At 59.0% G+C, this 24539-nt stretch carries 24 protein-coding genes; 6 read left to right on the forward strand and 18 right to left on the reverse strand.

The features are described from left to right. Positions 1–49: 49 nt before the first annotated feature. Both QF043_RS15750 and QF043_RS15755 read right to left on the reverse strand, forming a co-directional pair. On the reverse strand, positions 50–679 hold the full coding sequence (locus QF043_RS15750) for a ribonuclease T2 (RefSeq protein ID WP_307419262.1): 630 nt from the start codon (positions 677–679) through the stop codon (positions 50–52). Between the two features lie 36 nt (positions 680–715). Next, a complete protein-coding gene (locus QF043_RS15755) occupies positions 716–1696 on the reverse strand; it encodes a Gfo/Idh/MocA family protein (RefSeq protein WP_307419263.1) in 981 nt (326 codons plus the stop codon). A 127-nt stretch (positions 1697–1823) separates the two neighbouring features. Between QF043_RS15755 and QF043_RS15760 the strand changes: the two genes are divergently transcribed. Next, entirely contained in the window at positions 1824–2186 is a 363-nt protein-coding gene (locus QF043_RS15760; protein ID WP_307419264.1) for an NUDIX hydrolase, read from the forward strand. A 317-nt stretch (positions 2187–2503) separates the two neighbouring features. On the opposite strand, the gene QF043_RS15765 is transcribed toward QF043_RS15760, so the two are convergent. Genes QF043_RS15765 through QF043_RS15780 form a run of 4 tightly spaced genes read right to left on the reverse strand, consistent with a single transcriptional unit; the run spans position 2504 to position 4334 of the window. Beyond that, positions 2504–2986 (reverse strand): periplasmic heavy metal sensor, encoded by a 483-nt coding sequence (locus QF043_RS15765; RefSeq protein WP_307419265.1) that lies wholly within the window; start codon positions 2984–2986, stop codon positions 2504–2506. Then, complete coding sequence (locus tag QF043_RS15770; protein ID WP_307419266.1) at positions 2983–3414, reverse strand: hypothetical protein; 432 nt, start codon at positions 3412–3414, stop codon at positions 2983–2985. Before QF043_RS15770 ends, QF043_RS15765 begins: the two co-directional genes overlap by 4 nt. Continuing rightward, on the reverse strand, positions 3411–3989 hold the full coding sequence (locus QF043_RS15775) for an RNA polymerase sigma factor (protein WP_307419267.1): 579 nt from the start codon (positions 3987–3989) through the stop codon (positions 3411–3413). Before QF043_RS15775 ends, QF043_RS15770 begins: the two co-directional genes overlap by 4 nt. Positions 3990–4022: 33 nt before the next feature. Continuing rightward, entirely contained in the window at positions 4023–4334 is a 312-nt protein-coding gene (locus QF043_RS15780) for a YXWGXW repeat-containing protein (RefSeq protein ID WP_307419268.1), read from the reverse strand. Between the two features lie 217 nt (positions 4335–4551). On the opposite strand from QF043_RS15780, the gene QF043_RS15785 reads away from it, so the two are divergent. Further along, a complete protein-coding gene (locus QF043_RS15785) occupies positions 4552–4692 on the forward strand; it encodes a hypothetical protein (RefSeq protein WP_183144480.1) in 141 nt (46 codons plus the stop codon). A gap of 189 nt (positions 4693–4881) precedes the next feature. Then, the gene (locus tag QF043_RS15790) at positions 4882–5826 is read left to right on the forward strand and encodes a sensor domain-containing diguanylate cyclase (RefSeq protein ID WP_307419269.1); all 945 of its coding nucleotides are present in this window, start codon (positions 4882–4884) and stop codon (positions 5824–5826) included. 287 nt (positions 5827–6113) lie between these two features. Here QF043_RS15790 and QF043_RS15795 read toward each other — a convergent pair whose 3' ends face one another. The 6 genes from QF043_RS15795 to QF043_RS15820 form a co-directional block, all read right to left on the reverse strand. Beyond that, the gene (locus QF043_RS15795) at positions 6114–6374 is read right to left on the reverse strand and encodes a hypothetical protein (protein WP_307419270.1); all 261 of its coding nucleotides are present in this window, start codon (positions 6372–6374) and stop codon (positions 6114–6116) included. 3 nt (positions 6375–6377) lie between these two features. Next, the gene (locus QF043_RS15800) at positions 6378–6824 is read right to left on the reverse strand and encodes a GNAT family N-acetyltransferase (RefSeq protein WP_305459547.1); all 447 of its coding nucleotides are present in this window, start codon (positions 6822–6824) and stop codon (positions 6378–6380) included. Between the two features lie 83 nt (positions 6825–6907). Continuing rightward, the gene (locus QF043_RS15805) at positions 6908–7816 is read right to left on the reverse strand and encodes an AraC family transcriptional regulator (RefSeq protein ID WP_307419271.1); all 909 of its coding nucleotides are present in this window, start codon (positions 7814–7816) and stop codon (positions 6908–6910) included. A gap of 36 nt (positions 7817–7852) precedes the next feature. Next, positions 7853–8548 carry a fumarylacetoacetate hydrolase family protein gene (locus QF043_RS15810; RefSeq protein ID WP_307419272.1) on the reverse strand — a complete coding sequence of 232 codons (696 nt, stop codon included), beginning with the start codon at positions 8546–8548 and terminating at the stop codon, positions 7853–7855. A gap of 107 nt (positions 8549–8655) precedes the next feature. Continuing rightward, positions 8656–8985 carry a hypothetical protein gene (locus QF043_RS15815; RefSeq protein WP_307419273.1) on the reverse strand — a complete coding sequence of 110 codons (330 nt, stop codon included), beginning with the start codon at positions 8983–8985 and terminating at the stop codon, positions 8656–8658. A 328-nt stretch (positions 8986–9313) separates the two neighbouring features. Further along, positions 9314–11806, reverse strand: a complete 2493-nt coding sequence (locus QF043_RS15820) for a TonB-dependent siderophore receptor (protein WP_307419274.1) — start codon at positions 11804–11806, stop codon at positions 9314–9316. 255 nt (positions 11807–12061) lie between these two features. Here QF043_RS15820 and QF043_RS15825 point away from each other — a divergent pair, with 255 nt between their 5' ends. The 3 genes from QF043_RS15825 to QF043_RS15835 all read left to right on the forward strand — a co-directional run bounded on the left by QF043_RS15825 (position 12062) and on the right by QF043_RS15835 (position 18538). After that, a complete protein-coding gene (locus QF043_RS15825) occupies positions 12062–16660 on the forward strand; it encodes an RHS repeat-associated core domain-containing protein (protein WP_307419275.1) in 4599 nt (1532 codons plus the stop codon). Positions 16661–17616: 956 nt separating this feature from the next. Then, the gene (locus tag QF043_RS15830) at positions 17617–17949 is read left to right on the forward strand and encodes a hypothetical protein (RefSeq protein ID WP_307419276.1); all 333 of its coding nucleotides are present in this window, start codon (positions 17617–17619) and stop codon (positions 17947–17949) included. Positions 17950–18154: 205 nt separating this feature from the next. Then, positions 18155–18538, forward strand: coding sequence for a hypothetical protein (locus QF043_RS15835; RefSeq protein ID WP_307419278.1), 384 nt, complete (start codon positions 18155–18157; stop codon positions 18536–18538). A 56-nt stretch (positions 18539–18594) separates the two neighbouring features. Here the strand turns inward: QF043_RS15835 and QF043_RS15840 are convergent, their stop codons facing one another. The 6 genes from QF043_RS15840 to QF043_RS15865 all read right to left on the reverse strand — a co-directional run bounded on the left by QF043_RS15840 (position 18595) and on the right by QF043_RS15865 (position 24425). Beyond that, the gene (locus tag QF043_RS15840; RefSeq protein WP_307419279.1) at positions 18595–20127 is read right to left on the reverse strand and encodes a sodium:solute symporter; all 1533 of its coding nucleotides are present in this window, start codon (positions 20125–20127) and stop codon (positions 18595–18597) included. After that, the gene (locus tag QF043_RS15845) at positions 20127–20378 is read right to left on the reverse strand and encodes a hypothetical protein (protein WP_305459537.1); all 252 of its coding nucleotides are present in this window, start codon (positions 20376–20378) and stop codon (positions 20127–20129) included. Before QF043_RS15845 ends, QF043_RS15840 begins: the two co-directional genes overlap by 1 nt. A 133-nt stretch (positions 20379–20511) precedes the next feature. After that, positions 20512–21447, reverse strand: coding sequence for a choline kinase family protein (locus QF043_RS15850; protein WP_307419280.1), 936 nt, complete (start codon positions 21445–21447; stop codon positions 20512–20514). Further along, positions 21444–22400: an aminoglycoside phosphotransferase family protein gene (locus QF043_RS15855; RefSeq protein WP_307419281.1), complete on the reverse strand. Its 957-nt coding sequence runs from the start codon at positions 22398–22400 to the stop codon at positions 21444–21446. Before QF043_RS15855 ends, QF043_RS15850 begins: the two co-directional genes overlap by 4 nt. Positions 22401–22408: 8 nt before the next feature. Beyond that, positions 22409–23689 carry a Zn-dependent hydrolase gene (locus QF043_RS15860; protein WP_307419282.1) on the reverse strand — a complete coding sequence of 427 codons (1281 nt, stop codon included), beginning with the start codon at positions 23687–23689 and terminating at the stop codon, positions 22409–22411. Beyond that, entirely contained in the window at positions 23667–24425 is a 759-nt protein-coding gene (locus QF043_RS15865) for a DeoR/GlpR family DNA-binding transcription regulator (RefSeq protein WP_307419283.1), read from the reverse strand. Before QF043_RS15865 ends, QF043_RS15860 begins: the two co-directional genes overlap by 23 nt. Positions 24426–24539: the final 114 nt, after the last annotated feature.

The following is a 24539-nucleotide window of genomic DNA, read 5'->3' on the forward strand; positions in this document are numbered from 1 at the left end:
AGTGCACCAGCTTTAGCCGACATCGCGTTGCACCCAAGCCACCACTCAATCAGCGCTGAGTCGGAATGCGGATATCGCCGCCCCTGCATTGGCTTTTAACACTGCGGGGGCAGCCAGCAAAACGCAGCTCTTTGCTCAGACACACGCGCACTTCGGACAGCACCCGGCCTTTGCAAATGACTGCCATGCCATGGTCACCCATGGCTGGGTTGCTCTCTCGGAACAAATGCTCGATCTCCCGTGCCTCCATGTAATTGGGCACATTGAACGGCTGCAACTGCTGCGGAATCTGCACGTTGGCCAAGGCCGTATCGGTGGCCTCCAGGTAACGCGAAGCGTCCAGCCCGCTGCAGGTGCCGTGTTTGGCCCACTCGTGCTTGAGCAAAGCCTGCGTGGGGAAAATCAGCGCACCTTTGGCCAGGTCGGCCGCCGACAACCGCGATTGCGTATCGCACGACGCCGGCCAGCCGCCCTTGGCGTATTGCGGCCAAAGCCCATGCAGCACAAACCCATAGCCTTTGCCCGTGCATTGCTCGTTGCCAGGGTGCGTCAGGCAGAACGTCGGCGACCATGACAACGACAGCACATAAAAATCAAACGCCCCAGGCACCCCCTGACTACGGGGGGCCGCCAGCACATTGGTGGCCAGTAACAGCCACAACAGCATCCAATATTTCATTTGCCTATTCCTGAGAAAAAAACAGGTATATCCCGATTAACCCGGCAAATTAGGGTTACGGAGTAACACCTTATCGAGGATCCGATCTGTCTTCAGCGCCTCGATCGCCAGCGAAGGGTGCTCGGACTCGCCACGAATATGTGCATTCATGGCCAGTACGTGATGCCACTGGATATGTTCATGGCAGGCTATTTCCAGCACCTCATCCACTTCACCCTCCAGGCGTAACGGCTGGTCTTCAAACACGGCAAAGGTGATGCGGCCACGGCTACCGATCAGCTCCACGCGGTCTTCGCGCCGGTCTGCGACAAAGTTCCAGCAGCCCATGCCCAGTGCGCCGTTTGCGAAGGTCCAGCAGGCCGTTACCGCATCTTCCGCCGCGTAATTGCCGGCCTGTCGTGCGGTAAACCCGGTGACCTCGACGATATCGCCGGCCAGGTACTGGAACAAATCAAACCCATGGCTGGCCAGGTCGGCAAAGTAGCCGCCACCGGCAATGGTCGGGTCGGTGCGCCAATTGGCAGCGCTCGCATCGGCGGCGGCCGGCGGCTTGCACAAGCTCCAGGTCACCTGGCGCAACTCGCCGATGCGCCCGGCCTGCAGCCAGTCGCGTATTTGCTGGAAGCGCGGCAACGAACGGCGGTAATAGGAAACAAACAGATGCAGCCCCGCCCGCTCGAAAGTGCGCTGCATCAAGGCACTCTGCTCGGCATTCAGCGACATGGGCTTTTCGACGCAGCAATGCTTGCCGGCTGCCGCCACCATCAAGCTGTATTCGAGGTGGCTGTCGGGCGGTGTGGCGATGTACACCGCATCTACTTCGGGGTCGTCGATCAAGGCCTGGGCGTCGGTATAGAAGCGGGCAATGCCGTGGCGTGCCGCATAATCACGCACCGCTTCTTCACGGCGCCCCATCACGGCCACCAGCGCCGAACCTGGCGCTTTGTAGAAAGCGGGTCCACTCTTGAGTTCAGTGACGCTGCCACAGCCAATCATGCCCCAACGTACGGTATTCATCAGTTGTCCTCGTCCGTTTTCATCAAGGGGGCAGTATCCACATCACCGCTGGTGCATGCCAGCCTCAATCAGCATGACAATTGCATTACACTTTCATGACAGTCACTGAGCCAGGCAGGTGTAAACATTGAAAATCCGTGCAACCGTTATTTGTGAACACGAGGGGCATATCCTCTTCGTGCGCAAGGCCCGCTCCAAATGGGCATTGCCGGGTGGCAAGGTCGAGCGTGACGAGCGCCCGGTCGGCGCCGCCGCACGCGAGCTGGAAGAAGAAACCGGGTTGAATGTGGATGGTTTGTTGTACTTGCAGGAGCTGAAGGCCCGCGACACCCTACATCACGTGTTCGAGGCCTCAGTGGTGAACATCAGCGAGGCGCGCCCTTGCAATGAGATCATTGACTGCCGCTGGCACGCCTATGGGGCCATCGACGAGTTGGACACCACCGACGCCACCCGCCACATCGTGAAGTCTTTCGTGCGCCGCCTCTGACTCCCTGCTCTGCCGTTCGACAAAGGATTTGACGAACGCGGCAGCGGCTGCAAATCCCGCCCCACCCAACGCGTACTGGATCACGCTCTCCCCTGCTGCCGCTTAAAGCCCGATAGACCGAGGCGCCTGCATCGCAGCGGTGCGACGATTCGACAAGCCAGCTCCCACAGAAGAGCGGACCGGTAAAGCTATTGAAGCCTCACTCGGTTAAAAATGTGGGAGCTGGCTTGCCTGCGATAGCATCAACTCGGTGTACCTGATGTACCGAAGTGTCTGCATCGCAGGCAAGCCAGCTCCCACACCTGGATGGCATTGCATCAGCTAGATGTGGGCAACCGCTCAAGAACGCGGTTTTTGGCCTGCCCGCGCTGGTACAGCGCCTCGACCAGTTTCTGCCGCTCATCCTGGGGCAAATTGCTCGCGAACTGTGCCAGCGTCGCGTCCACCAAGGCTCTGAGCGCCGCATCCGCCTCGCGGGCCTTGGCCAGTTCAGTCACCAGTGCCTCACGATCCAGCGTCGGCGCTTCGAGCTGCTTGATCACCCCCAGGCGTGCTTCGCGACCGGCCATGATCAGCGGCTGGCTGTCGGCGCGGTTGTGGCGCAGCAACTGACGCAATTCCTTGCGCCGCTCCATCGGCAACTTGATCATCGCCTGGCGCAAACCATGCTGGTTAACCACCGCTTCGGCGGGCTTGGCCGTGACCATCCAGTGATAGAGGCCGCCGCCCACACCGCCGATCAAAAACACGTTGAGCAATACCGAAAAGACCAACCAGGGTTTAAGGGATGTTGGGGTCATTGCTCGGTTTCCTCGGCGTTGACGGTGAAGACGACATCGGCGTCGCCCTGATCGAAGACGCTGGGCAGCACGTCGGATGACAGCATCGGCAACGGCACACTCAGTGACGCCACCAGTACTCCGGCGGCGATGCCGGCAATGCCCACGCCCACCAAACCTGCGGGCGACAGCCAGTTGGCATAGCGCGACCAGAACGACGGCCGTCGCGGCGCAGACTCGCAAATCTGTCGCGCAAGGGCCGGTTCGTTGAACACAAGCCGGTGGCTGTCCAACTGGGCATCGAGCCAACCGACCTCGCGCAATGCCTCGCGGGCTTGAGGGTTGCCGCTGTCGAGCAGTGCCTGGGCAGCGGCTTGTTCGGCGCTGGGCCAGCGATGCAGGCTGGCGCCGTAGGCGTCAGCCAAGTGCGCAAAGCGTTCAGGTGTCATGGTTTTCCCCTTCCTGGGCGGGCGAGCCCGGGTGTGTCGGCAAGTTGACTGCGCAACTGGCGTCGGGCCCGCGACAGCAGGCTCTCCAGTGCCTCGACGCTGATGTTCATCAGGGCCGCGGCGTCGATGTTCGACAGCTCCTGGTAGTACTGCAGCACAATGGCTTCGCGCTGGCGCTCGGGCAAGCTCGCCAGGGCGGCGGCCATCCTTGCACTGCGGTCCGCCGTTTCCAACTGTTCATCCGGCGAGGGTGCGCTGTCCGCCAGTTCCAGCGCCTCGTCCTCATTCAACGGGCGTTCCTTGCGCCGGCGCAAGCGGTCATGGCACAGGTTGAGCGCCACGCGGTGCAGCCAGGTGTCAAAACGCGCTTCGCCGGGGCGCCAGTTGGCCGCCTGGCGCCAGATGCGCAGGAAGCTCTCCTGGGCCACGTCCTTGGCTTCGTCGGCATCCCCCAGCAGCCGACCGGCGAGCGCAAGCAGGCGCGGCAGCTTGCGCGTCACCATTTCGTTGACGGCCGCAGGTTCGTTGTTGCCGATACGCGCCAGTAGCTCAACGTCCGGATCAGTGTCTTTCAATCAGGTAATACTCGGTCCGGGGGCTAAGAGGTTTCAGCGGATCCAGTGTCCTTCGCGCCAATACCAGTTGGGGCCACGGGATTCCCAGTGCCCAGGCTCCCAGCGCGCGTTGCGCACCACTTCCTGCCAGTGGCCCGGCACCCAGGCATAGGCGCCACGTTCCCATTGCCAGTGGCCACGGTCCCAGACGAAACCTGGACGTTCAGCCGGGATCACTTCGACGCGCTCCGCCGGTGGGGCCTGGCGAATGATCACTTCGGTCTGGGCAAAGGTCGGGGTGCTGACAAGTGCGGCGAAGGCCAGCGGGACCAGCAAGGCGTAGCGAAATTTGGCCAGTGGGTTCATGGCAACTCCTTCATACGGCGGACGTAAATGTCCGCTGCTGATGGCTTGAACGCTGGGCACAGGGAAATCCGTCGCGAGAAACCCAAGTTTTTTCTCGACGCTGGAAGTATTGCTCAGAGGGTAAATACGCTGGATGAAATGTTTGAAAGTATCGCGACGGATTTGCGCCGGTGGTTGCGTTCAAGACGTAACGCAGAACACACAATGAGGAAATATCATGACCCGTCGACTCTCTATGCTGGTTGCCGCCCTGCTGATTGTCAGCCTGAGCGGCTGCGTGATCCTGCCTGAACACCGGCATTGCTGCTGGCGCTACTACGGCGCAGTCGACACCTCAACCAGCACCGTGAACAGCTAGCCTACCGCCGCAAACCCTCGGCGCCCGGCCTAAGTGGTACCTGTGCCGCATTTCGCCCTGTAAACGCTGGAGCACTGGCGCCAGAAACCCAGCACACGACCTCTCGTCTACTGCTTTGGCAAGGGCTTGACTCACGATCTGTATCAAAAGACGCTCTTGGCTTTTCGCCATCATCCCGAGCCGACCGCCATGAGCATCGTTCCTCCGAGCCAGCCCGACAGCGACGTGTACAAAACCCTGCTGGAGTCGACCAATGCCATCCCCTGGCGCATCGATTGGCAGAGCATGACGTTCAGCTACATCGGCCCGCAGATCGAAGCGCTGCTGGGCTGGAGCCCGCAAAGCTGGGTGAGTGTGGATGACTGGGTCGAACGCATGCACCCGGACGACCGTGAATACGTGGTGAACTTTTGCGTGTCGCAATCACGCGCCGGCGTGGACCACGAGGCCGACTACCGCGCACTGACGGTCAACGGCGACTATGTGTGGATCCGCGATGTGGTGCACGTGGTGCGCAAGGACGACGAAGTCCAAGCCTTGATCGGCTTTATGTTCGATATCAGCGAGCGCAAGAAGACCGAAGAGCACTTGATTCGCCTGCAAAAACAACTGGAGGAATACTCCTTCCAGGACGGCCTGACCGGAATCGCCAACCGCCGCATGTTCGACACCGTGCTTGAACGCGAATGGGCCAGCGCCCTGCGCAGCCAATTGCCGCTGTCGTTGATCATTCTGGATATCGATTTTTTCAAGCAGTACAACGACCATTACGGCCATATCAAGGGCGATGAAGCCTTGCGCCAGGTGGCGCGCACCTTGTCGTTGGCGGCTAACCGACCGCGGGATTTCATTGCGCGTATCGGCGGCGAGGAATTTGTGTGGCTGCTGCCCGAAACCGACGCAGCCTCAGCCAGGCAAGTGGCGCAACGCTGCCTGCACTTGATTGGCCAGCAGCAGATTGAACATGCCGTTTCGCCGGTTTCCAAGTTGCTGAGCCTGAGCCTGGGGGTGGGCACACATACCGTGACACCCAACAGCGACCTGCTGGCGTTCGTCGAGTCGGTCGACAAGTTGCTGTATCAGGCCAAACGCAATGGACGCATGCGCGCAGAGTTTGCCGACAGTGAAGTGTGACGCGAGGTCAAATTGCGGGCAAAAAAAATCCCAAGTAGCTGATGGAAACTTGGGATTTAAAAATGCATAAACCGTGGGAGGTGAACGCCCGGCTATAGTAACGACTGTAAAAACCTGTAACAAGATTATTTTATTCCTTTCGTCGGATTAAAAGCCGCGTAAGTCATTCAATAACCACATGATTTTTAAGGTAGCCAAGCAAACAAGTGCCACTTTTTGGTGCAACAAACCGGTATAACCCTGATCACTTCGTGGCTATATATCCATTATCCAAATGGGGTTATTACTCATAACGGCGCGTCACTCTCGCTATAACGCTTTTTGAGTTGCTTACAGGCTTCAAGCAATTCAAGGCCGGACGTCGAAGTGGCTCGGGCCACACTTTCAAGATGTTGGCACAGCACCAAGCGTTCGGCCGCCTCTTCCCGTTCCAGGTCGACCCGAGCATTGAAACGCATAAACAAGACGCCCAGCAGCACCGCGGCGCACACAACTCCCATCGCCGCATAGCGAAGGCCGTTGGAGGACGGGGATTGCGCCGGGTTCATGAGTTAAGGTGCCCTGCTCTTTTCATACCGCACATCGTCGCCCTCGACCCGGCCCACCTGCGTCCAGCCCAGCCGCTGATAGAACCCGTTGGCGCGGATCTCATCGCGCCCATCGGTGATCAGGTACAGCGTCGGGTGATGCTCAAACAGCGCGGCTTCAGCCACCGCCATCAGTTGGCGGCCCAGGCCCCGGCCTTCATGGGCGGGCAGTACGAACATCGCAAATACCTCGCCGCTGTCAAAATTGACCATCGAAAAAGCAGCCGGCTCGCCCGCCACTTCTGCCAGCCACACGCACGGCGCTTCACGGATGCTGTCGGCCAGCACCTGTGGGGTAATGCCCAGATCCGCCATCTGCTCACGGCTCAAGTGGTTCTGCACCACCGCGGTGCGAATGGCGAACAACGTATCAATATCTGCCAGCGTCGCCAGCCGAATAAGGGTTTGCATAGATGCCTCCTCCGTGGATGCACGCAATTGTATGTAAATAGAAACACATAGATTGTCGTGGATTTGTAAGAGAAGGCGCTCGACTACAGGGGTTTTGCCTGTTGTTGTCGCCGAAACTGCCCTGGCGCCAGGCCATGGGCCTTGCGAAAACAGCGGGAGAAGTACGCCTCGTCGGTAAACCCGCAACGCAGGGCAACTGCACCGATCATCTGCGCCGTGTTGAGCAATAAGGTGCGCGCCAATTGCATGCGGCGGTCGAGCACCCACTGGGAGAAGGGTTTGCCGGTTTCTTTGCGCAGCAAATGGGTGAGGTAGTTGGGTGACAGGAACGCAGCGGCTGCCGCGTCAGTAAGATTGAGGCCCGGCTCGTGCAGATGCTCGCGAATGTAGCCGTGTACCCGTGCCAGGGCGTCTTTGCGTCCGCGCCGAGTGGCGTTATTGGCGGCAAACGCCTGCAAGGGTTCGGCGTACTGCTGGCAAACCAACCCGACCAGTTGGAACAGATACCCCTTCAAGCGCTCACGGGCGCCGAAGGTGCGCTGGGCGTCCAGCGTGCGCATATGGCCGAGCCAGGTGTGCACTTGCTCAAAGTCCGCGTCGTCAAGGATGAAGTCCAGATGCTCCTGAAAACGAAACGGTGACAGCTCCGGCGCCTGGCTGATGGGGATGTCTTCCAGGTCCAGGGGGTCGCAGGTCAACTGCGGCAGGAAGAACGCCTGGCTGAAGTTGATCAGCATGAACTCGCCGTCTTGCGGGTGGGGAATCACATGCAGGCGATAGGGCAGGATAAACGCCAGGGCTTTGTGCGGGAACGGACGCACCGCACCGCCGATATGTTGCACGGTGTCGCCGCCCAGGTTGATCTGGATCTGGAAGTATTCGTGCCGATGCGGGCTGGTCAGCGCCGCCCGCCCGCGTTTGTCGCGGATATAAAAATCGGGGCGGTCGCTGCGCTGCTCCATGCCATAGGTGGTGACGCGGGTGCCTGGCATAACGGTCTCTCGAATGGCCTGGGCACCACTTTAGCCTCAACCCTGGCTGAGGGTGAAACTCAACTCGCCGATACCGTCGATGCCGGCGGTCACCACGTCTCCACGCTGCAACGCGCCGACGCCTGCCGGGGTGCCGGTAAAGATCAGGTCACCGGCCTTGAGCGCCACGGATGTTGAGGCGTAGCTGATGATTTCACTCACCGACCAGATCAGGTCAGCCAGGTCGCCGGCCTGGCGCTGCTCACCATTGACCTTGAGCCAGATCTTGCCGCTGGCCGGGTGCCCGATAACGCTCGCCGGTTGCAAGGCGGTGCTGGGCGCCGATTCATCGAACGACTTGCCCCACTCCCACGGGCGCGCGAGCTTTTTCGCCTCGGCCTGCAGGTCGCGACGGGTCAAGTCGATGCCGACGCCATACCCCCATACGTGAGACAAAGCCTCTTCAGGACTGATATCCACCCCACCCTTGCCGATGGCCACCACCAGTTCCACCTCATGGTGCAGGTCGGCAGTCAGCGGCGGGTAGGCGATCACGCCTTCGGCCGGCACCACCGCATCCGCCGGTTTCATAAAGAAAAATGGCGCTTCGCGATCCGGGTCATGCCCCATTTCGCGGGCGTGTTCACTGTAGTTGCGGCCCACGCAGAACACGCGACGCAGCGGGAAACGTGCGTCGCTGCCCTGTACGGCCAGGGATGGGGTTGGCGCGGGGGTGAATACGTAATCAGTCATGGCCTGTGCCTCTTGGTTTACCTGGCGCCAGTATGGCCAGCAGCGCCAGGGCAAAGTTGGACAGGCTTACGCAGATTTTGCACTGGCCGGTGCAAAACTACCTTGGATCATTTACGCGCCACTTTGTAGCGCAGGCAATCCTGGTAAAAACTATGGCGGATGACTTCGGGCTTGAGCCGTGAGCGGCTGTCGTAGGTCTGCTCGGTAATGCCCATGGCCATCATGCGCATCCACGATTTGCTGAACTTGATGGTCTGGATCTTCTGGCGCGCGGCATACAGCGACACGCCCGACAGCTTGAGTTCCTGCGCCCTGGCGGCGGTGCCGGCGCCCCAACTGCACATGTACTTGTCGCCCTCGCGCAACTCCCGTGCCTGCACGCTCGCCGCGCCGCCAGCCAGGGAACAGGCGATCAGCATCATCCCAACAGTGCGCATTTGCATCCCCACCTAACCACCTGAAAATAAAAGTTATTTTGGCGGGGATTTTGTTACAAAGGGGCCATTAAATTGCCTTCCTGGGTAAACATTTACTTAATAGGTGTTGGTAAAAACCCTGTGGCGAGCGACTGTGGCGAGCGAGCTTGCTCGCGCTGGGGCGCGCAGCGGCCCCTCGACAGGATGACCGTGTACTTCAGGTGTACTCAAGTGTCAGGTTTTGGGGCTGCTGCGCAGCCCAGCGCGAGCAAGCTCGCTCGCCACAACAGCTCGCTTGCCACAAAAGCTCGTTCGCCACAAAAAAACTGATGACCGTAGAGGGTGCCGATTACCACTGGTAGGTGGCACTCGCCTGCACGGTACGCTGCGAGCCATACCAGCACCACGAATAGGAATAGCACGAGGCCACGTATTCCTTGTTCGCCAGGTTGGTGGCGTTCAGCGCCAGGCGCAGGTTGTCCTTGGGGTTGGCGATATTCGGGATGTCATAGTGCACCGCCGCATCCATCAAGGTGTAGCCCGGCACTTTCAGGGTGTTGGCGGTATCGCCCCAGGACGACCCCACATACCGCGCGCCGGCACCTACGCCGAAGCCCTTGAGCCGGCCGTCGTGGAAGGTGTAGTCGGCCCACGCAGAGGCGGTATGGCGTGGCACGCCGTAAGTGGTGGTGCCCTCCACCGCAATCGCCGGCCCGGTGCCGACATCGCTGATCGGCGCGTAGCGAACGGTGCTGTTGGATTTGCTCGCGCGGTTATCCAGGTAAGCATAAGCCGCAGTAATGTCCAGGTTGTCGTTCAGGCTGGCCTTGCCTTCCAGTTCAAAGCCACGGGACTGTTGCTCGCCGTCCTGGATCTGGCAGCGGCCACTGCCGCACAGGTGGGTTGGGTCCGGGTCCATGGTCGGCACGTTGGATTGGCGCAGGTCGAAAATCGCTGCGGTGATAAAGCTGTTGCTGCCCGGCGGCTGGTACTTGATGCCGATTTCATACTGCTTGCCTTCGGTGGGCTTGAACACCGAACCGCCGTAACCCGTGCCCGATTGCGGGTTGAACGACTCCGCATAGCTGGCATACGGCGCCAGGCCGTTATCGAACAGGTAGACCAGGCCGACCCGTCCGGTAAACGCCTTGCTATCCAGCGACGACTTGCTCTTGGCGCCGGAGCTAATGGTTTTGGTGGTGCTGTCGGTGCTGGCCCAGTCATAGCGGCCACCGAGCAACAGCACCCATTGGTCCCACTTCATTTGCTCTTGCAGGTAAACACCCGTCTGCTCGCTGCGCGCGGTGGCGTCGGTGGTGAACGCGGGCGTGGTGACCGGCGCGCCGTAGACCGGGTCGAAGATATCCAGGTCCGGGCCACTGCCATAGCCAGTCTTGGTGTCGGTGCGAATGTTCTGGTAATCGAGCCCCATCAACAGCGTGTGCTGCAACGGCCCGGTGTCGAACTTGGCCTGCACCTGGTTATCGAGGGTGTAAGCGTCCATGTCCACATCGGCAGCGATAGTCGAGCGCTTGGAGGTGTGGTAGTCGCCCATCAGGTAGCTGTTGTAGATGCTGCGATACACGCCTTCGGCGCGCAGGTAACGAGCATTCTGACGCACCGTCCACACGTCGTTGAAGTGATGTTCGAAGGCATAGCCGAGGGAGTAATGCTCGCGGTCGCTTTTTTCGAAGTTCTTTTCACCGTCATAGAAGTCCACATCGATCTTGCGTCCGGTAGGGCTGCGCAGCACCGAGCCCCAGGCCGGCACCGACCCATAGGACGCGCCTTTCGGGTCTTTCTGGAAATGCCCGAGCAAGGTCAGCGAGGTGGCATCGTCCGGGCGCCAAGTGAAGGCACTGGACAGCGACTGGCGGCGGGTTTCGGTGTGTTCGACCTGGCCATCGGCGTCATCGAACAACCCCGCGACGCGGTAGGCATACACACCCTGATCGTCAATCGGGCCGCTCAGATCGAAGGTGGTGCGCTTCTTGTTGAAGGTGCCGTATTCCACGCCGACTTCATGAAAGGGTGTGTCCAGCGGGCGTTTGGTGACCATGTTGATCACCCCGCTTGGCGTGCCCTGCCCGTACAACACAGAGGCCGGGCCGCGCAACACTTCGACGCGCTCCAGGTCGAAGGCGTCTTTCTGCGGCAAGGCATCCCGGCTTGACGGCATGCGCAAGCCATCGAGGTAGGTAGCCGGGGCGAAACCACGAATGGTCAACTGATCAAGACGCGACGCCGTGGCGCCACGGGTCTCCGGCACCACGGCAGCGCTGTAGCGCAGGATCTGGTTGAGGCTTTCGGCGTTTTGCGCGCGCATCTGGTCCTTGGTGACCACCGAAATCGACTGCGGCGTCTCGATCAGCGCGGTATCGGTCTTGGTGCCCGACAGGCTGCGGGTGGCGACATAACCCGCCACCGGCCCGGTGGGGCTTTCGCTCTGGTAGGCGCCGCTGATGGTGGTGGCCTGCAATTGCATGGCGCCGCCATCGTCCGGGATCGCTTCGAGGCGGTAACGGTCGGCGGAGATCTCCACGGCCTGCAAGCCACTGCCCGCGAGCAATTGCGCGAGTGCCACGTCGGTGTCGTATTGCCCGCTCACACCGTTGCTGTGCTTGCCGCGCGTCAAGCCTGCGTCAAACGCCAGTACCAGCCCGGCCTGCTCGGCAAGGCTATTGAGGGATTGGCTCAAGTCACCGGCGGGAATCGAGAACCGGCGCAACGCACTGCCGGTTTCTTCGGCAAAGGATGGCTGAACGACGAACAACGGCACAGCGGCAAAAGCCATCGCCACTGACAGGGCCAGTGGGTGCAAGGGACGAGCAAGGCGCGACATGGGAAATCCTGCGTAATGGAGGTTCTATTAACCATGACGGCCATGTCGCCAAATCGGGCAAGGATGAGAGTCATTTTTATTTGCATGACTTTGTTGCAATGAGCCGGGTCGCTTTTTTGCGTAGTCCTTCGGGATAGTTTTTCGCGGTTTTTACCCGTCCCGCGTCATCCCATTCTGATTTTTCCAACCATTCGTCCAGCGGCTTTTTCCTGCAGCAGACTCCGACGCCTTGCCCTTTTTGCCGAGACGTCACGGATGACCAACGCCGCCCACATCGCCTTTATCGAACATGAACTCAATGGCTTTCATCAGAGCCTGGCGGAGTACCGCCAGCAGATGGGCGCCTGGTATGCGCGGGCACTGGATACGCTCAGCCATGCGGCGGACATGCCGTCGCTGCTGGGGATGGACCGCGTGCTGCGGGTTGGCGATGCGCAGCAGTCCGTGAGTATTACTGACATGGGCTTTTCCACCGTGGCCCAGTGCCCGGCAGGCGGCGAGCTGAAAATCCAGAGCCTGTTCGAATCGGTGTATGACGTGCCGATCGGCGATATCCCCGTTGAGGTTATCGGGCTGGATGACGGCAGCTCCACGCTTGTCATGCTCGATGAGCACGGTAAGGGCTCGCATTTTTGCGCCGCTGGCGGGCGCTATCAGGTGCGGGTACAGGGCGGCGTTTCTGCGCAGCAAGTGGACGCGCTGTTTGCCTCTTACGCAGGGCTGACGGCCGACCTGGAGCACTGGCTGCGCGAGCAGTGGAAAGAGTTCAAACCCTATTGGCAGCAATCGACCGCCAGCGCGATTGGCAGCGGCTTGCTGGCAGGCAGTTGGGCAGCAATCCGCGACGTGTGGGACAGCATCAAGCAGGTGCAGGCGATTCTTGAAGACCCGCTGAAATTCGCTGAGCAACTCGGCGCCCAGGCCGCCAAGTTGGCGCAGTTGGCTACCGATGCGCCCAAGGTCATGGAACAGGCCATGTTACTGGCCAGCGATGAGGCCGCGCTGTACCTGATGCTGCGCACCGCGATGCTCTGGCTGGACGCACTGCCACCCGGCGAAATCGCGGAAACAGCGGCAGGGTTTGTAGTGTCGCTGCTGATCGATCTGGTGATCGGCGCAGTACTGACCATCGCGTTGCCGGCGGCGGGCGTGGCTTATCTCGGCTTGCGGCTGGCCAAATACGGCGCGCGGGTGCTGGAGGCCGCTGTGGGTTTTGTCAGCAGCCTGCTCGGGATGCTGACCAAATTCATGCAGGCGGTGGATCGCTACAAGGCGGTGGCGGTTCGCGGTGTGGTTGGCGGGTTGAAGCAAGGCACGCTGCAAATGCGCTGGCGGGCGCGGCAGAACGCGGTACTGAAGCAGAAAGAGCGTGTTGATGACGTGCCAGCTTCGGGCAAAAACCTGAATGGCGATGCGGCGGCACCTGCGGACAAAACCGTCACCCACGGTTGCCCCGTTTCGATGGTCACCGGCGAGGAATTGCTGACCCTCACCGATGGCACGCTGGACGGGATTTTGCCGTTTGAGTGGACGCGGCTGTATCGCACCAGCGCGGTGGAAGTGGATGGCGGGTTGGGGTTTGGCTGGAGTCATTCGCTGGCGCACAGGCTTTGTGTTTCCGGTGAGTCGGTGGTGTGGACCGATCATGAAAATCGCCGCACTGAGTTTGTGCTGCCCTCCGCTGCTCGACCGGCGATTACCAATAGCTTGGCTGAAGCGGCGATTTATTTGGGTGACTTGCCCGATGAGTTGGTGCTGGCTCAGGCGTCGCGGTTTTATCACTTTCGCGACGGTGTGCTGACCGCCATCAGCGATGCGTATGACAACCGGCTGCGGGTTTTTCGTGATCGTTTGGGGCGGGTTGAACGGCTGGACAATGGCGTAGGCCGCTCGCTGCTGTTGCGATATGAATTGGGCCGCATTATGGCGGTGGACTATCAGGTTCATCGCGCCAAAGGGCATGAGCCGTTTGAATGGGTGACCGAGCAAAGCGTTGTTTCCTACGCCTATGACGACCTTGGCCGACTGGTTTCTGCAACCAATGCTGTAGGCGAAAGCGAGGTTTATCGCTACGACGAGCAGCACGTCATTCTTGAACGTGGGTTGGCCGGTGGCGCGAGTTTCTTTTGGGAGTGGGAACGGGCTGGCAAGGCGGCGCGGTGTGTTCGGCACTGGGCCAGCTTTTCGCAGATGGATACGCGGTATACCTGGGGCGATGACGGCCGTGTCACGGTGCATAACGCTGATGGCAGCCGGGAAGTCTATGTTCACGATGACCGCGCACGGCTGGTGCAGCGCAATGATCCGGACGGCGCTGAACACTTCAAATCCTATGACGACAAGGGCCGGCTGACGGTCGAGCAGAACCCGCTTGGAGCGGTGACGGCGTATCAATACGACGACGCCGGACGTTTGGTGGCGCTGTTTCCGGGGGACGATGAGCCGACGTCCTACGAGCATGACAACGGTTTCGTGCGGGTCGTAAGGCGTGGGCTCGCCGCCTGGAAGTATGAGCATAACGACCAGGGCGACGTCATTCGCAAGACCGATCCTGACGGCACTATCACGGACTACAGCTACAACAAATATGGGCAACTGACGGGGGTTTGGTTTCCCGATAACAGTTGCCATCGGCTGGTCTGGAATGAGCGTGGGCAGTTGCTTGAGGAGCTGCTGCCCAATGGCGGTATCAAGCGTTATCGTTATGACGATCTTGGTCGGCAGGTTGCCCGCGAGGATGAACAGGGAGCGCTGACCCAGTATCAGTGGGACAGCGTGGGTCGGTTGATTCGCATCGTACTTCCGGGCGGCGCAACACGCGAATACAGCTACAACGCCTACGGAAAAATCACCGCCGAACACGACGAACTCGGCCACGTCACCCGCTACGAATACGCCGACGGCCTGCACCTGATCAGCCGCCGAATCAACGCCGATGGCAGCCACGTTAAGTACCGCTACGACAATCCGCGCCTGCTGCTGACCTCGATCGAGAACGAGGCAGGCGAAACCTACCGGCTCGACTACCACCCCAACGGCCTGATCCAGCAGGAAATCGGTTTTGACGGCCAGCGCACGACCTATGTGTATGACCTCAACGGCAACCTAGCGGAGAAAACCGAGCACGGCGACGACGGCAGTCAGCTCGTTACCCGCTACAAGCGAGACCACGCCGGCCGCCTCGTAAGAAAAACTCTGCCAGACGGCAATGTTGTCGACTATGCCTACGACCGCCAAGGCAATCTCCTCAGCGTCGACGACGGCCACTGGGCGCTGGCCTACGAATACGATCCACAAAACCGCCTCACCGCCGAACACCAAGGCTGGGGCACATTGCGCTATGGCTACGATGCCTGCGGCCAACTGCACCACCTGCGCCTGCCGGACAACAACCGCGTTACCTTCAACCACGACAAAGGCGGCCACCTTTCCACCGTCGAACTGAATGGCGAAACCCTCACCTCCCACCTGTTCAAAACCGGCCGCGAACACCAACGCCAGCAGGGCCAGCTCCTCAGCCACTACCACTACGACGACCAGAACCGCCTGCACGCCCACGCCGTCAGCCAACAGCAACACACGCTCTACCAACGCCAATACGACTACGACAAAAGCGGCAACCTCACCCGCCTGCTCGACACCCGCAAAGGCGAACACCACTACCACTACGACCCCCTCGCCCGCCTGACCCGCGCCGACCACTCGCAAGACGTACAGGAACGCTTCGGCCACGACCCGGCCGGCAACCTGCTCATGCAAGACCGCCCCGGCCCGGACATCGTGGCGGGGAATCGGTTGATGATTCAGGGCGATCATCATTACGACTACGACGCCTTCGGCAATCTGATCCGCCAGCGACGTGGCAAGGGGCATCAGCTCGTCACCGAGTACCGCTACGACTGCCAGCATCGGTTGATAGGGATCACACAACCGAACGGGCAAACCGCCAGCTACCGTTACGACCCGTTTGGGCGGCGAATCAGCAAGACGGTGGATGGGAAAACCACGGAGTTTTTCTGGCAAGGCGACAAGCTGGTAGCTGAACACCACGCGGATCGGCATCGCAGCTATATCTACGAGCCAGACAGTTTTCGGCCATTGGTACTGCTGGAAGGTTTTGGCCCTCAAGAAACAAAGCCCTTCCACTATCAACTCGACCACCTCGGCACACCGCAGGAACTCACAAACCCCGAAGGCGAAATCGTCTGGTCCGCGCACTACCGCGCCTACGGAGAAATCGCCCGCCTAGACGTCAGAAAAATCGACAACCCGCTGCGTTTTCAGGGCCAATATTTTGATGCGGAAAGCGGGCTGCACTACAACCGCCATCGCTACTACAATCCAGATATTGGTCGCTACCTGACGCCGGATCCGGTGAAGCTGGCGGGTGGGATTAATGCGTACCGGTATGTGCCCAATCCTACAGGTTGGGTGGATCCGCTGGGCTTAATCACGTGCCCTGGTGGGGATGGATGTAAACCGACACACGATGCTGATGATCCCGGTAAATATGCCAAGGTACGCGAAGGAGATGCGGAACTCCCGAAGGGAGCCAACAGTGAACTATCTAGAAATGGCGCATTTAAAAGGGCGAAGGCAATAGGGGGCGTTCCACAAACCCAACACCCCACACTAGTACGTAAAGTTAAGATTACAGACCAATACCAACACACAGAGGGCAGAGTGTATATATTTGAACTACAGGAACGCCAAATAGAAATCAGGGAGCACTCGCTTGGCCATAAAAAAGGCAACCTTGGCCCGCACTTCAATACAGAGGCTAGTATCGATGGAAAGTCAACACCCTTAAAAAACCACATAGACAATCACTCATACTTTAAAGGTAAAAAATGAAATCAGTATACATAAGAGAATTAGGCATACATCCTTGGGACCAACTGCAGCCTAGTCATGATAAAAACTATATAACTATTACACTGCTTAACCAAGAGTATACTGATGTCTGGCGAACCTGGTGCGAGCTCGCCTCACTACTTACACTAAAGTGGCCAAAAATCGTACAATGGCACACGAAACTTTTACCTTTCCATAGCAAAACCCAAGAATATATTTCACAAAAAAACTTTCACAAAAACTCGAAGCCAGGTGATATCTTAAGAAAAAATGAATCCACCAGAATCTACTCGCAGATAATCAGCTTAGATCTTGACTCGCTTCGAGCAACCCCTAACAGTATGTCATCCCTTCGAACATCTATAATACTTATGCAAAACAACAACAATAACGACCTTGAACCATTATGGTATAAACTAAACAACCTCAGTGAAATCTCTAAAGCTGATGATTTCAAAATATTACTTACTGACGAGGAATCTATTTCCTTCAGATTCTACGAAGCAGAAACACATGGTGTTGCGCAGCTGATTTGCCACTCGAAACACTTGCCATTTCTAAACGAAAGCATTAATAAAATTATCCTAGAAGAAATCCAAAAAAAAGATATATACGCATACATCCACAGGTAAATTGTAGAGAAAAAATATGTTCGTTTTTTGCTCTACACGCTTCTCCTTTCAGAAATAGCTAAATATAAGATTCGAAGGAAAAACCTAAAGAAGACTACAAATCTTGGTAAAATATCCGCACGGCACGATCACAATCACGATCACCGCCCCCCATTCAGCAAACTAAGAGAAATAAAAAACTGGCTATCTAAGCTAAAATTTGATTACGAAGTGCGCGGCGATTCACATCTTCCTTCGTTCCTGGGCTTCAGACACTGCCTCGGCCTAGGACAATTAGCAAGCCTTCTTCTGTAGAGCACGTGGGCAGAACATAAAGTGAATATAATGAAGCTCATTTGCACACCGTTGACTCTGGAAACGATGAATCTTTTAGACACGGGTGATTACCCGAACTCATTATTGGAAAGCATTTCATTGACGAACGGAGAATACCAGCAGCTTTGGGAATCAGAACTTATAGATAAGATTAACGCTGAACTAGAAAAAATGATCGACGACTATGAAGACGAAAGCATTAACACCCATGAAGATCTCAAAAAATCACTATATATACTAGAAAATCATTCAATACCCGAAAACCAAGAGTTGGCACGAAAAATAATCAAACTCAACAAGCTGGCAATTGACAACAACACCGGGCTGTATTTCTTTTTTTAAACCATCAAATGTATTGGCACAGGCAGTAGCACAGCCAAGCTGCAAACAGCGCTAGTAACAGCTTTATTTTTGTGACGAACCCATTTTTATCGTAATTGCAAACGACTACAGTACTAAACAGATAGGCTTGATGCCGAATGCAAGAAAATCGACTCATTACCAAAACACTCACACGAAAACCGGCAATCTCCCACTCGGAAAAAATATGAAAATTGTAGTGATCGATACATTTTCCTATCTGAACGTATTGCACGTAAAATTCCATTCACCCTTCGGAGATGGCACTGCACTATGGAGCGATACTGCGCCAAAAATCGGTGAAATTATCGACGTTGAGTTTGATTTTGAAGAAGTTTTCTCATGGAATATAAACGTGAAGCCAACCTCAGAAAAATCGTCGAAAATCAAAATGGAAGACAGCCTCATCCGAATAACCGCCGAGCTGGTCCAAGCTGACGAAGATGGATGTGCAGCATTAAAACTCGGTGATTCAATAATCCTAATTGAGTTGGATGGTCCCATACCTCAGAAATCAGGATTTGTTGAGCTCAGCGCTACCGCAATTCAGCTTTACCCAACACATATTTGAGTCCACCTAAATCAAACGCACAAACGGGGGCCACAACCCGCAGCCCCAATCCATTCTCAACTCATAACCGGCGCAGCCCCCACCTGCACCCCACGCCCACCAGCCGCCATCTCAAACAACCCCTCCACCCGCGCTTTCTCCACCGCGCTTGGCTTGATCACCAGCGCACACACCACAAAAATCGCAGCATTCACCACCAGCCCCACAATCCCACTGGTTAACGACCCCAGCGCCGGGATGTCATCCGGGTACAGGGTGGTCAGCACAATCGCCACCACGATCCCCGCCAACATGCCGGCAATCGCGCCTTGTTTGTTGCCCCTGCGGCTGAAGATGCCGAAGAACAGTGGCACGGCCAGTTGAATGATGCCTTGGTAGGAGATCTGCGCGAGTAATTGCAGGCGCGAATAATCGAAGGTCAGGTAGGCGAGCACCGAGGCGGCGACGATAAACACCACCATGCCGGCCTTGGCCAGTACGGTGAGTTGGCGGTCGGTGCGTGGGGTGTTCCAGGTGGCCAGGTCGTTGGCGAACTGGGTGCCGCAGACTTGTACGCAGCCGTCGACGTGGCCGATGCTGGCGGCCAGTACGATGACGATGGCCAGCGCCAGCAACCAGGGCCCGCCAATGTCGAACAGCGAGAGGAACCAGCCTTGTTGCGGGTGGGCCAGCACGTTGGGGTCCTGGCTGATCGCGGCGGCGAACAGCATAAGGATGCCGTAGAAGCCGCCCACCAGCAGCATGGTGTACAGCGTGCCCTTTTTCACCGCGCGCACGCCGCTGGCGGTGTAGATGCGCTGGAAGCTCATCGGCCAGCACATCGAGCCGATCACGCCGGTGAAGATCAGGCTGAACATGTACATCGGGCCATAGCCGGTGCCGGTGGCGCCGGGGATTTGCAGCATTTTTTCCGGCAATTGCGCGAGGTTGGAAAACGCTGCCTGATCGCCGAACAGCAGGAACACGCAGACGCCGGCGCACACCACGTAGGCGATCAGGCCCTGGAACATGTCGGTCATGATCAACCCGCGCATGCCCATGCTCACGGTCCAGTATTGGCGGATCAGTACCACCGCCACGCCTGCGAACAGGCAGGTGGTGACACCCCAGCGGCCAAAGCTGGCGAACTGGAACAGCATCGCCAGGGCCTGGATGCCCATCACCACCCATGGAAACACCGAGATGATGCCGATAATCGAAGCCACCCGTTTTACCGCCGGGCTGCCGAAGCGCATGCCCAGCAGGTCCGGCTGGGTGCGCAGGTTGAAGCGTTTGCCCCAGGTCCAGGCGCGGCTGGCCATCAGGTACATCGCGGTCACGCCCAGGGTCGCATAGACCATGCCGTAGAAACCCAGGGCGCCGCCGACGCTCAGGGCAAAAAACGCGGTGAAGGTCGAGCCCGGCCACCAGGAGTTGGTGTAGCACATGGCGATATACCACGGCCCATAGGAGCGCCCGCCAACGGCGTAATCGGAAAAACTGGTGCTTTCGCGGTTGGTGGCATAGAGCACGGCGATCATCCCGGCCAGGAACAGGCCGATCACACCGAAGGTAATGAACAAGTGGGCATCGCTGCTGGTGCTGATCATCACACGCCCTCCTCGTCAGGAATGTCACCGGCCTTGAGTTCGGCCAGATACAACGCCCACACCCCAAGGGCTGCGAGTACGGCAATGGCGATCCAATAGAAGATCGGCAGTGGGACGCCCACCACCAAGGCGCGGCTGCCACTCACGCTCAAGTAAAACGGCGGGAATAACGCCAGCATCAACAACAGGAAAAAGTAGCCGCCGAAGATCTGGTTCCTCAGGCGTGCAGGTGACGCGCTTGCAGGTTTCATGATGGAGGGTGCTCCTTGAATTTCTGGATCGGTTTGTTGTGTGATCAATCAAAAAATCAAGCAGTGAAACGTCAGCGCAAACCAGCGCCAAAAGAACTACAGGGTGACGCGTCGTTATTGTGCTGGCGCAGGCTCAGGCCTGTCTTAGCCAGGCTTCCCATTGCGAATCATTGATCACGCTTCGGGCGCGCATATGCTTCCAGGCACCGTATTTATAGAAGTCGAAATCCAACTGCGACACCGCGTGCTGGACCATCGCCCAGGTCGACCATTTGATGTCGGCCAGGGCCTTGTGCAATTTGATCCGCGCCAGGCATTGCGGGGTAACCTGGCCGAAATAGTCTTCGATCAGCGCCAGTTCCATCTCGTCGGTGAAGAACATCTCGCCAAACCACAGCGCCAGTTCGTAATGACGGTCGTTGTTGGAAGCGTATTCAAAGTCCACCAGGCGAATCTGGCGGCGGTCATTGAGCATGAAATTGCCCGCCAGCGTGTCGTTCATGCACGGTGCCAGGTCGATGCCCGACGCTTGCAACGCGCCACGCGCGCGGTCGCACTGGCGGCGCAGCCAGGCGTCATCACTGGGCGTGCAGCCGTGCAGTTCTTCGACCTGGCGCTGATGCTCGGCAATCATGTCGAACACGGTTTTGGTCTGGCACAGCGGCGACTGGTCGTTGAACGCCTTGAGCGCATGCAAGGCGTTATGGCGCACATCGCGGTCGAGAAAGTCCTGATTCGATGAGGCTCGCCAGCCTTCCATGAACTCGAAGACCTCAACGCCGAACTCCTCGAGGAAGGCAAACACCGGCGCGCCATAGCCGGTTTGCGCGGCCTTGACGCTGGCGTCATGGGCGGTGCGCCGGTCGATAAACATCTCGGTGCCGGCACCGGGTACTTTGAAGAAGTAGGCGGTGTCGAGCCCGCTGACCTCGACCCGCCAGTTGCTGTTGGAGATCCCGCCGCTGACCGGTTCGTAACGAATGCCCGAACCGCCCCAATCGCGCACGCCGCGCACTGCGGCCTCCAATTGGCATTCCTGAGGCGTACAGGCCTCACCCATTGCTTTCATGCCTGCCCCTCCTGTACCTGCCGTAACCAACTTTCAAATCGCGGGTCTTGCAAGCTTTGCCGGCAACGCAGCAAGGTCCACTGCCCCACCTTGGAAAACTCCAAAGGCCGCGTCGAAGTCGCGCCGACCCACAAGCCCCACAGCGTCCAGTACCAATCATTGATCAGCGCATAGAGGCGGCAGCGGGCGTAATCGCACTCGCGACACTCACCGGCCCACGCCTTGATGCCGTCACGCCACTGACTTTCGAAGGCATACAACTCGTTGAGGCTGAGGGCCACGTCGTACCACGGGTCAAAGCAGCCCGCGTAATCGAAGTCGATCAATTGCAGCGCGCCGCCGGGGCCGATCATCACATTGCTCGCCAGCCCATCGCCGTGCAAGGGCACGCAGGTGCCAGGGCTCAATTGCAGCGCGGTCCAGGCCAGATCGATGCAGGTTTCAATCCACCCATGATCAGCGGGCAAGCCCACACCATCGCGGCTGCACAGCTCACGCAGGTGCTGGATATCCTGCAGCGGCGAGCGGTTGAAGCCCGGTGAAGTGCCGACGTGCAACTGCCGCTTCAAGGCCCACAGCGCTTGCAGGCGCTGGGGTTGCAGCAACTCATCGAGCCGTGCCCAACGCCACTCGTGGGCCGGTAAGGCATCCAGCAGCAACACCCCCGCGGCTACGTCCACCAGGCGCACGCCGGGGGTTACGTCACAGTCCGCCGCCAGTTGGGTGGCGCGGCCGGTGCGCTCGATGTCGATCAGCGCACGCATGTCGTCGTGCAGCACTTTGGCGTAACACCGGCCCCAGGGCGCCGTGAGGTGAAAGCCGGTCCACTCGGTGGCCAGGCGTATCGGCGAGGCGATACCGGCCGTGCCGTCCGTGACCTCGACATGGGCGGACAGGCCGGCGGACTCCAGGGCGCCCATCAGGCGCGACAGTGCATCAGTACGGTTCGACATGGTGTCCCTCACCGGTAAGCGTTGGGGCAAGTACAGGCGCAATGCAGCAGCGCGGTCAGCATCTGCAGGCCGGTGCGCATGTCGCGGTCGTGGGTGAACTCCGCCTCGTTATGGGATACGCCGTTGCTGCTCGGAATGAACAACAGGCACGCCGGGTAATGCCGGCCGAGGCTGATGGCGTCGTGGCCGGAGACCGTGACGCTGTTGCCGACTGCCAGCCCCAGCTGTTGACCGACACCGTAGGCCAATTCGGCAAACCCAGGGTGCAACGTGATCGGCGCACGCAGGGCGCGGCTTTCGACTTCGTAAGTGGTTGCGGTCGAGGCGGCGACGGCCTTGAGGCTGGCATCCAGCCGATAACCGGCAACCGCCAGCAACGCCGTGTCCGGCGAGCGGTATTCCACATGCAAGGTGACGCGCGACGGCACTACGTTGGGCGAGTTGGGGTAAATTTCCAGGCGCCCTACCGAGCTGTGAAACTGCAGCCCGTGCACGTCCGCTTCGGCGCGCACGGTGGTAATCGCATGGGCCGCCGCGAGCAAGGCATCTTTGCGGGCGGCCATCGGGGTCGGGCCGGTGTGGTTCTGTTCGCCGTCGAAACGGATACGCTGCTTGAGCGCCGCCCAGGTTTCACGCACTACCCCGATGTCCAGGCCTTGGCTTTCGAGGCCATCGCTCTGTTCAACGTGGATTTCCACGTAACCGGCCACATTCAATTCAACCAGGCCGTCGCCCAGATAGCCGATCGCTTGCAGCGCATCCTTGAGGCGAATGCCGTCGCCGTCGCGGCATTCCCAGGCGTCGTGCAGTGCCAGGTCGCCGGTAAACACACTGCTGCCGATCAGGCTGGGTTGAAAGCGCGCACCTTCTTCGTTGGTCCAGTTGACCACCGCCAGGTTGCACGCCGGGGTTTCGCCGCGCGCGTGCAGTTGGCGCGCCAGGCTGGCGACGGCAACTGCGCCGGCCAAGACCCCATAGATACCATCGAAACGCCCTGCGCTGGGCTGGCTGTCCAAGTGTGAGCCACACAGCACATAGGGAGCGTCCGGGTTGAAGGTGATCAGCCCGAACAGATTGCCGATGGCGTCTACTCGCACTTCGAAACCGCGTTCGCGCAGCCACGCACTGAACAGGTCACGCACCGCGCCGTCTTCGGCCGACGCGGCCAGGCGGTGCAAGCCACCTGCGGGTGTCGCGCCGATGGCCGAGCTGTCGCGAAACAGCGTCTCGAACGCCTCGATGTCCGCCTCACTGGGAGACAACCACTCAGGGGTAAAGGATGTCGACATGGGCGTGCTCCAGGCAGCTCGCAAACTCCGTGGATGGAGGGCGATTGGTGACCAAAGTGGTGATGGCGCTGAACGGCAGAGTGTTGATGAACGTGCGATGACCGAACTTGGCGTCGTCCGCGAGGATGACGCTGCGCAGGCAGTGTTGGGTCAGGGTGCGGCGCAGCAGCGCCTCGGGCTCCTGGTAGTCCATGAAGCCCAGCTGCAGGTCCACCGCGCCGATGCCCATGAAGGCGATGTCGTAGTGAAACTGGCGGACAAATTCCAGGGTGTGGGCGCCGGTCAGCGCGTTGTCATTACGGCGCACATCGCCGGGCACCACCAGCACCTGGTTACTGCTTTGCTGGGTGATCAACTGCGCGATGTCCAGCGAGTTGGTGATGATGCGCAGCTGGCTGAAACCAATCAATTGCTGGGCCAGGGCCAAGGTCGAGGTGCCGGTATCGAGAAACAGCACCATGCCCTCGCTGACCAGTTTGGCAGCACAGACAGCCATGCGCGTCTTGGCCTGGGCCTTGATGCGGGTGCGCACTTGCAGCGGTTGTTCTTCGTTGAGCCTGGGCAAGATCGCGCCGCCATGGATGCGGCGCAACTTGCCGGCCTCCTCCAGGTATTTGAAGTCGCGCCGAATGGTTTCTTCGCTGACAAACAGCGCTTGCGCCAGGTCCGACGCCTTGACGCGCTGATGTTGGGTGAGCATGAGCATGATTTCGTCGAGACGTGGCTGATTGAGCATAAAGGGTGCATTCCAAGGCGAATTCGAGCCGCCAGTATTGCGCGCTTTGCGCCCACCACGGTACGCGGTATGCACCGGTCCGGCGGGGGGCAAAGGACGATTGACGGCGGTTGA

The organism is Pseudomonas sp. W3I7 (assembly GCF_030816095.1).
GTDB lineage: Bacteria > Pseudomonadota > Gammaproteobacteria > Pseudomonadales > Pseudomonadaceae > Aquipseudomonas > Aquipseudomonas salomonii.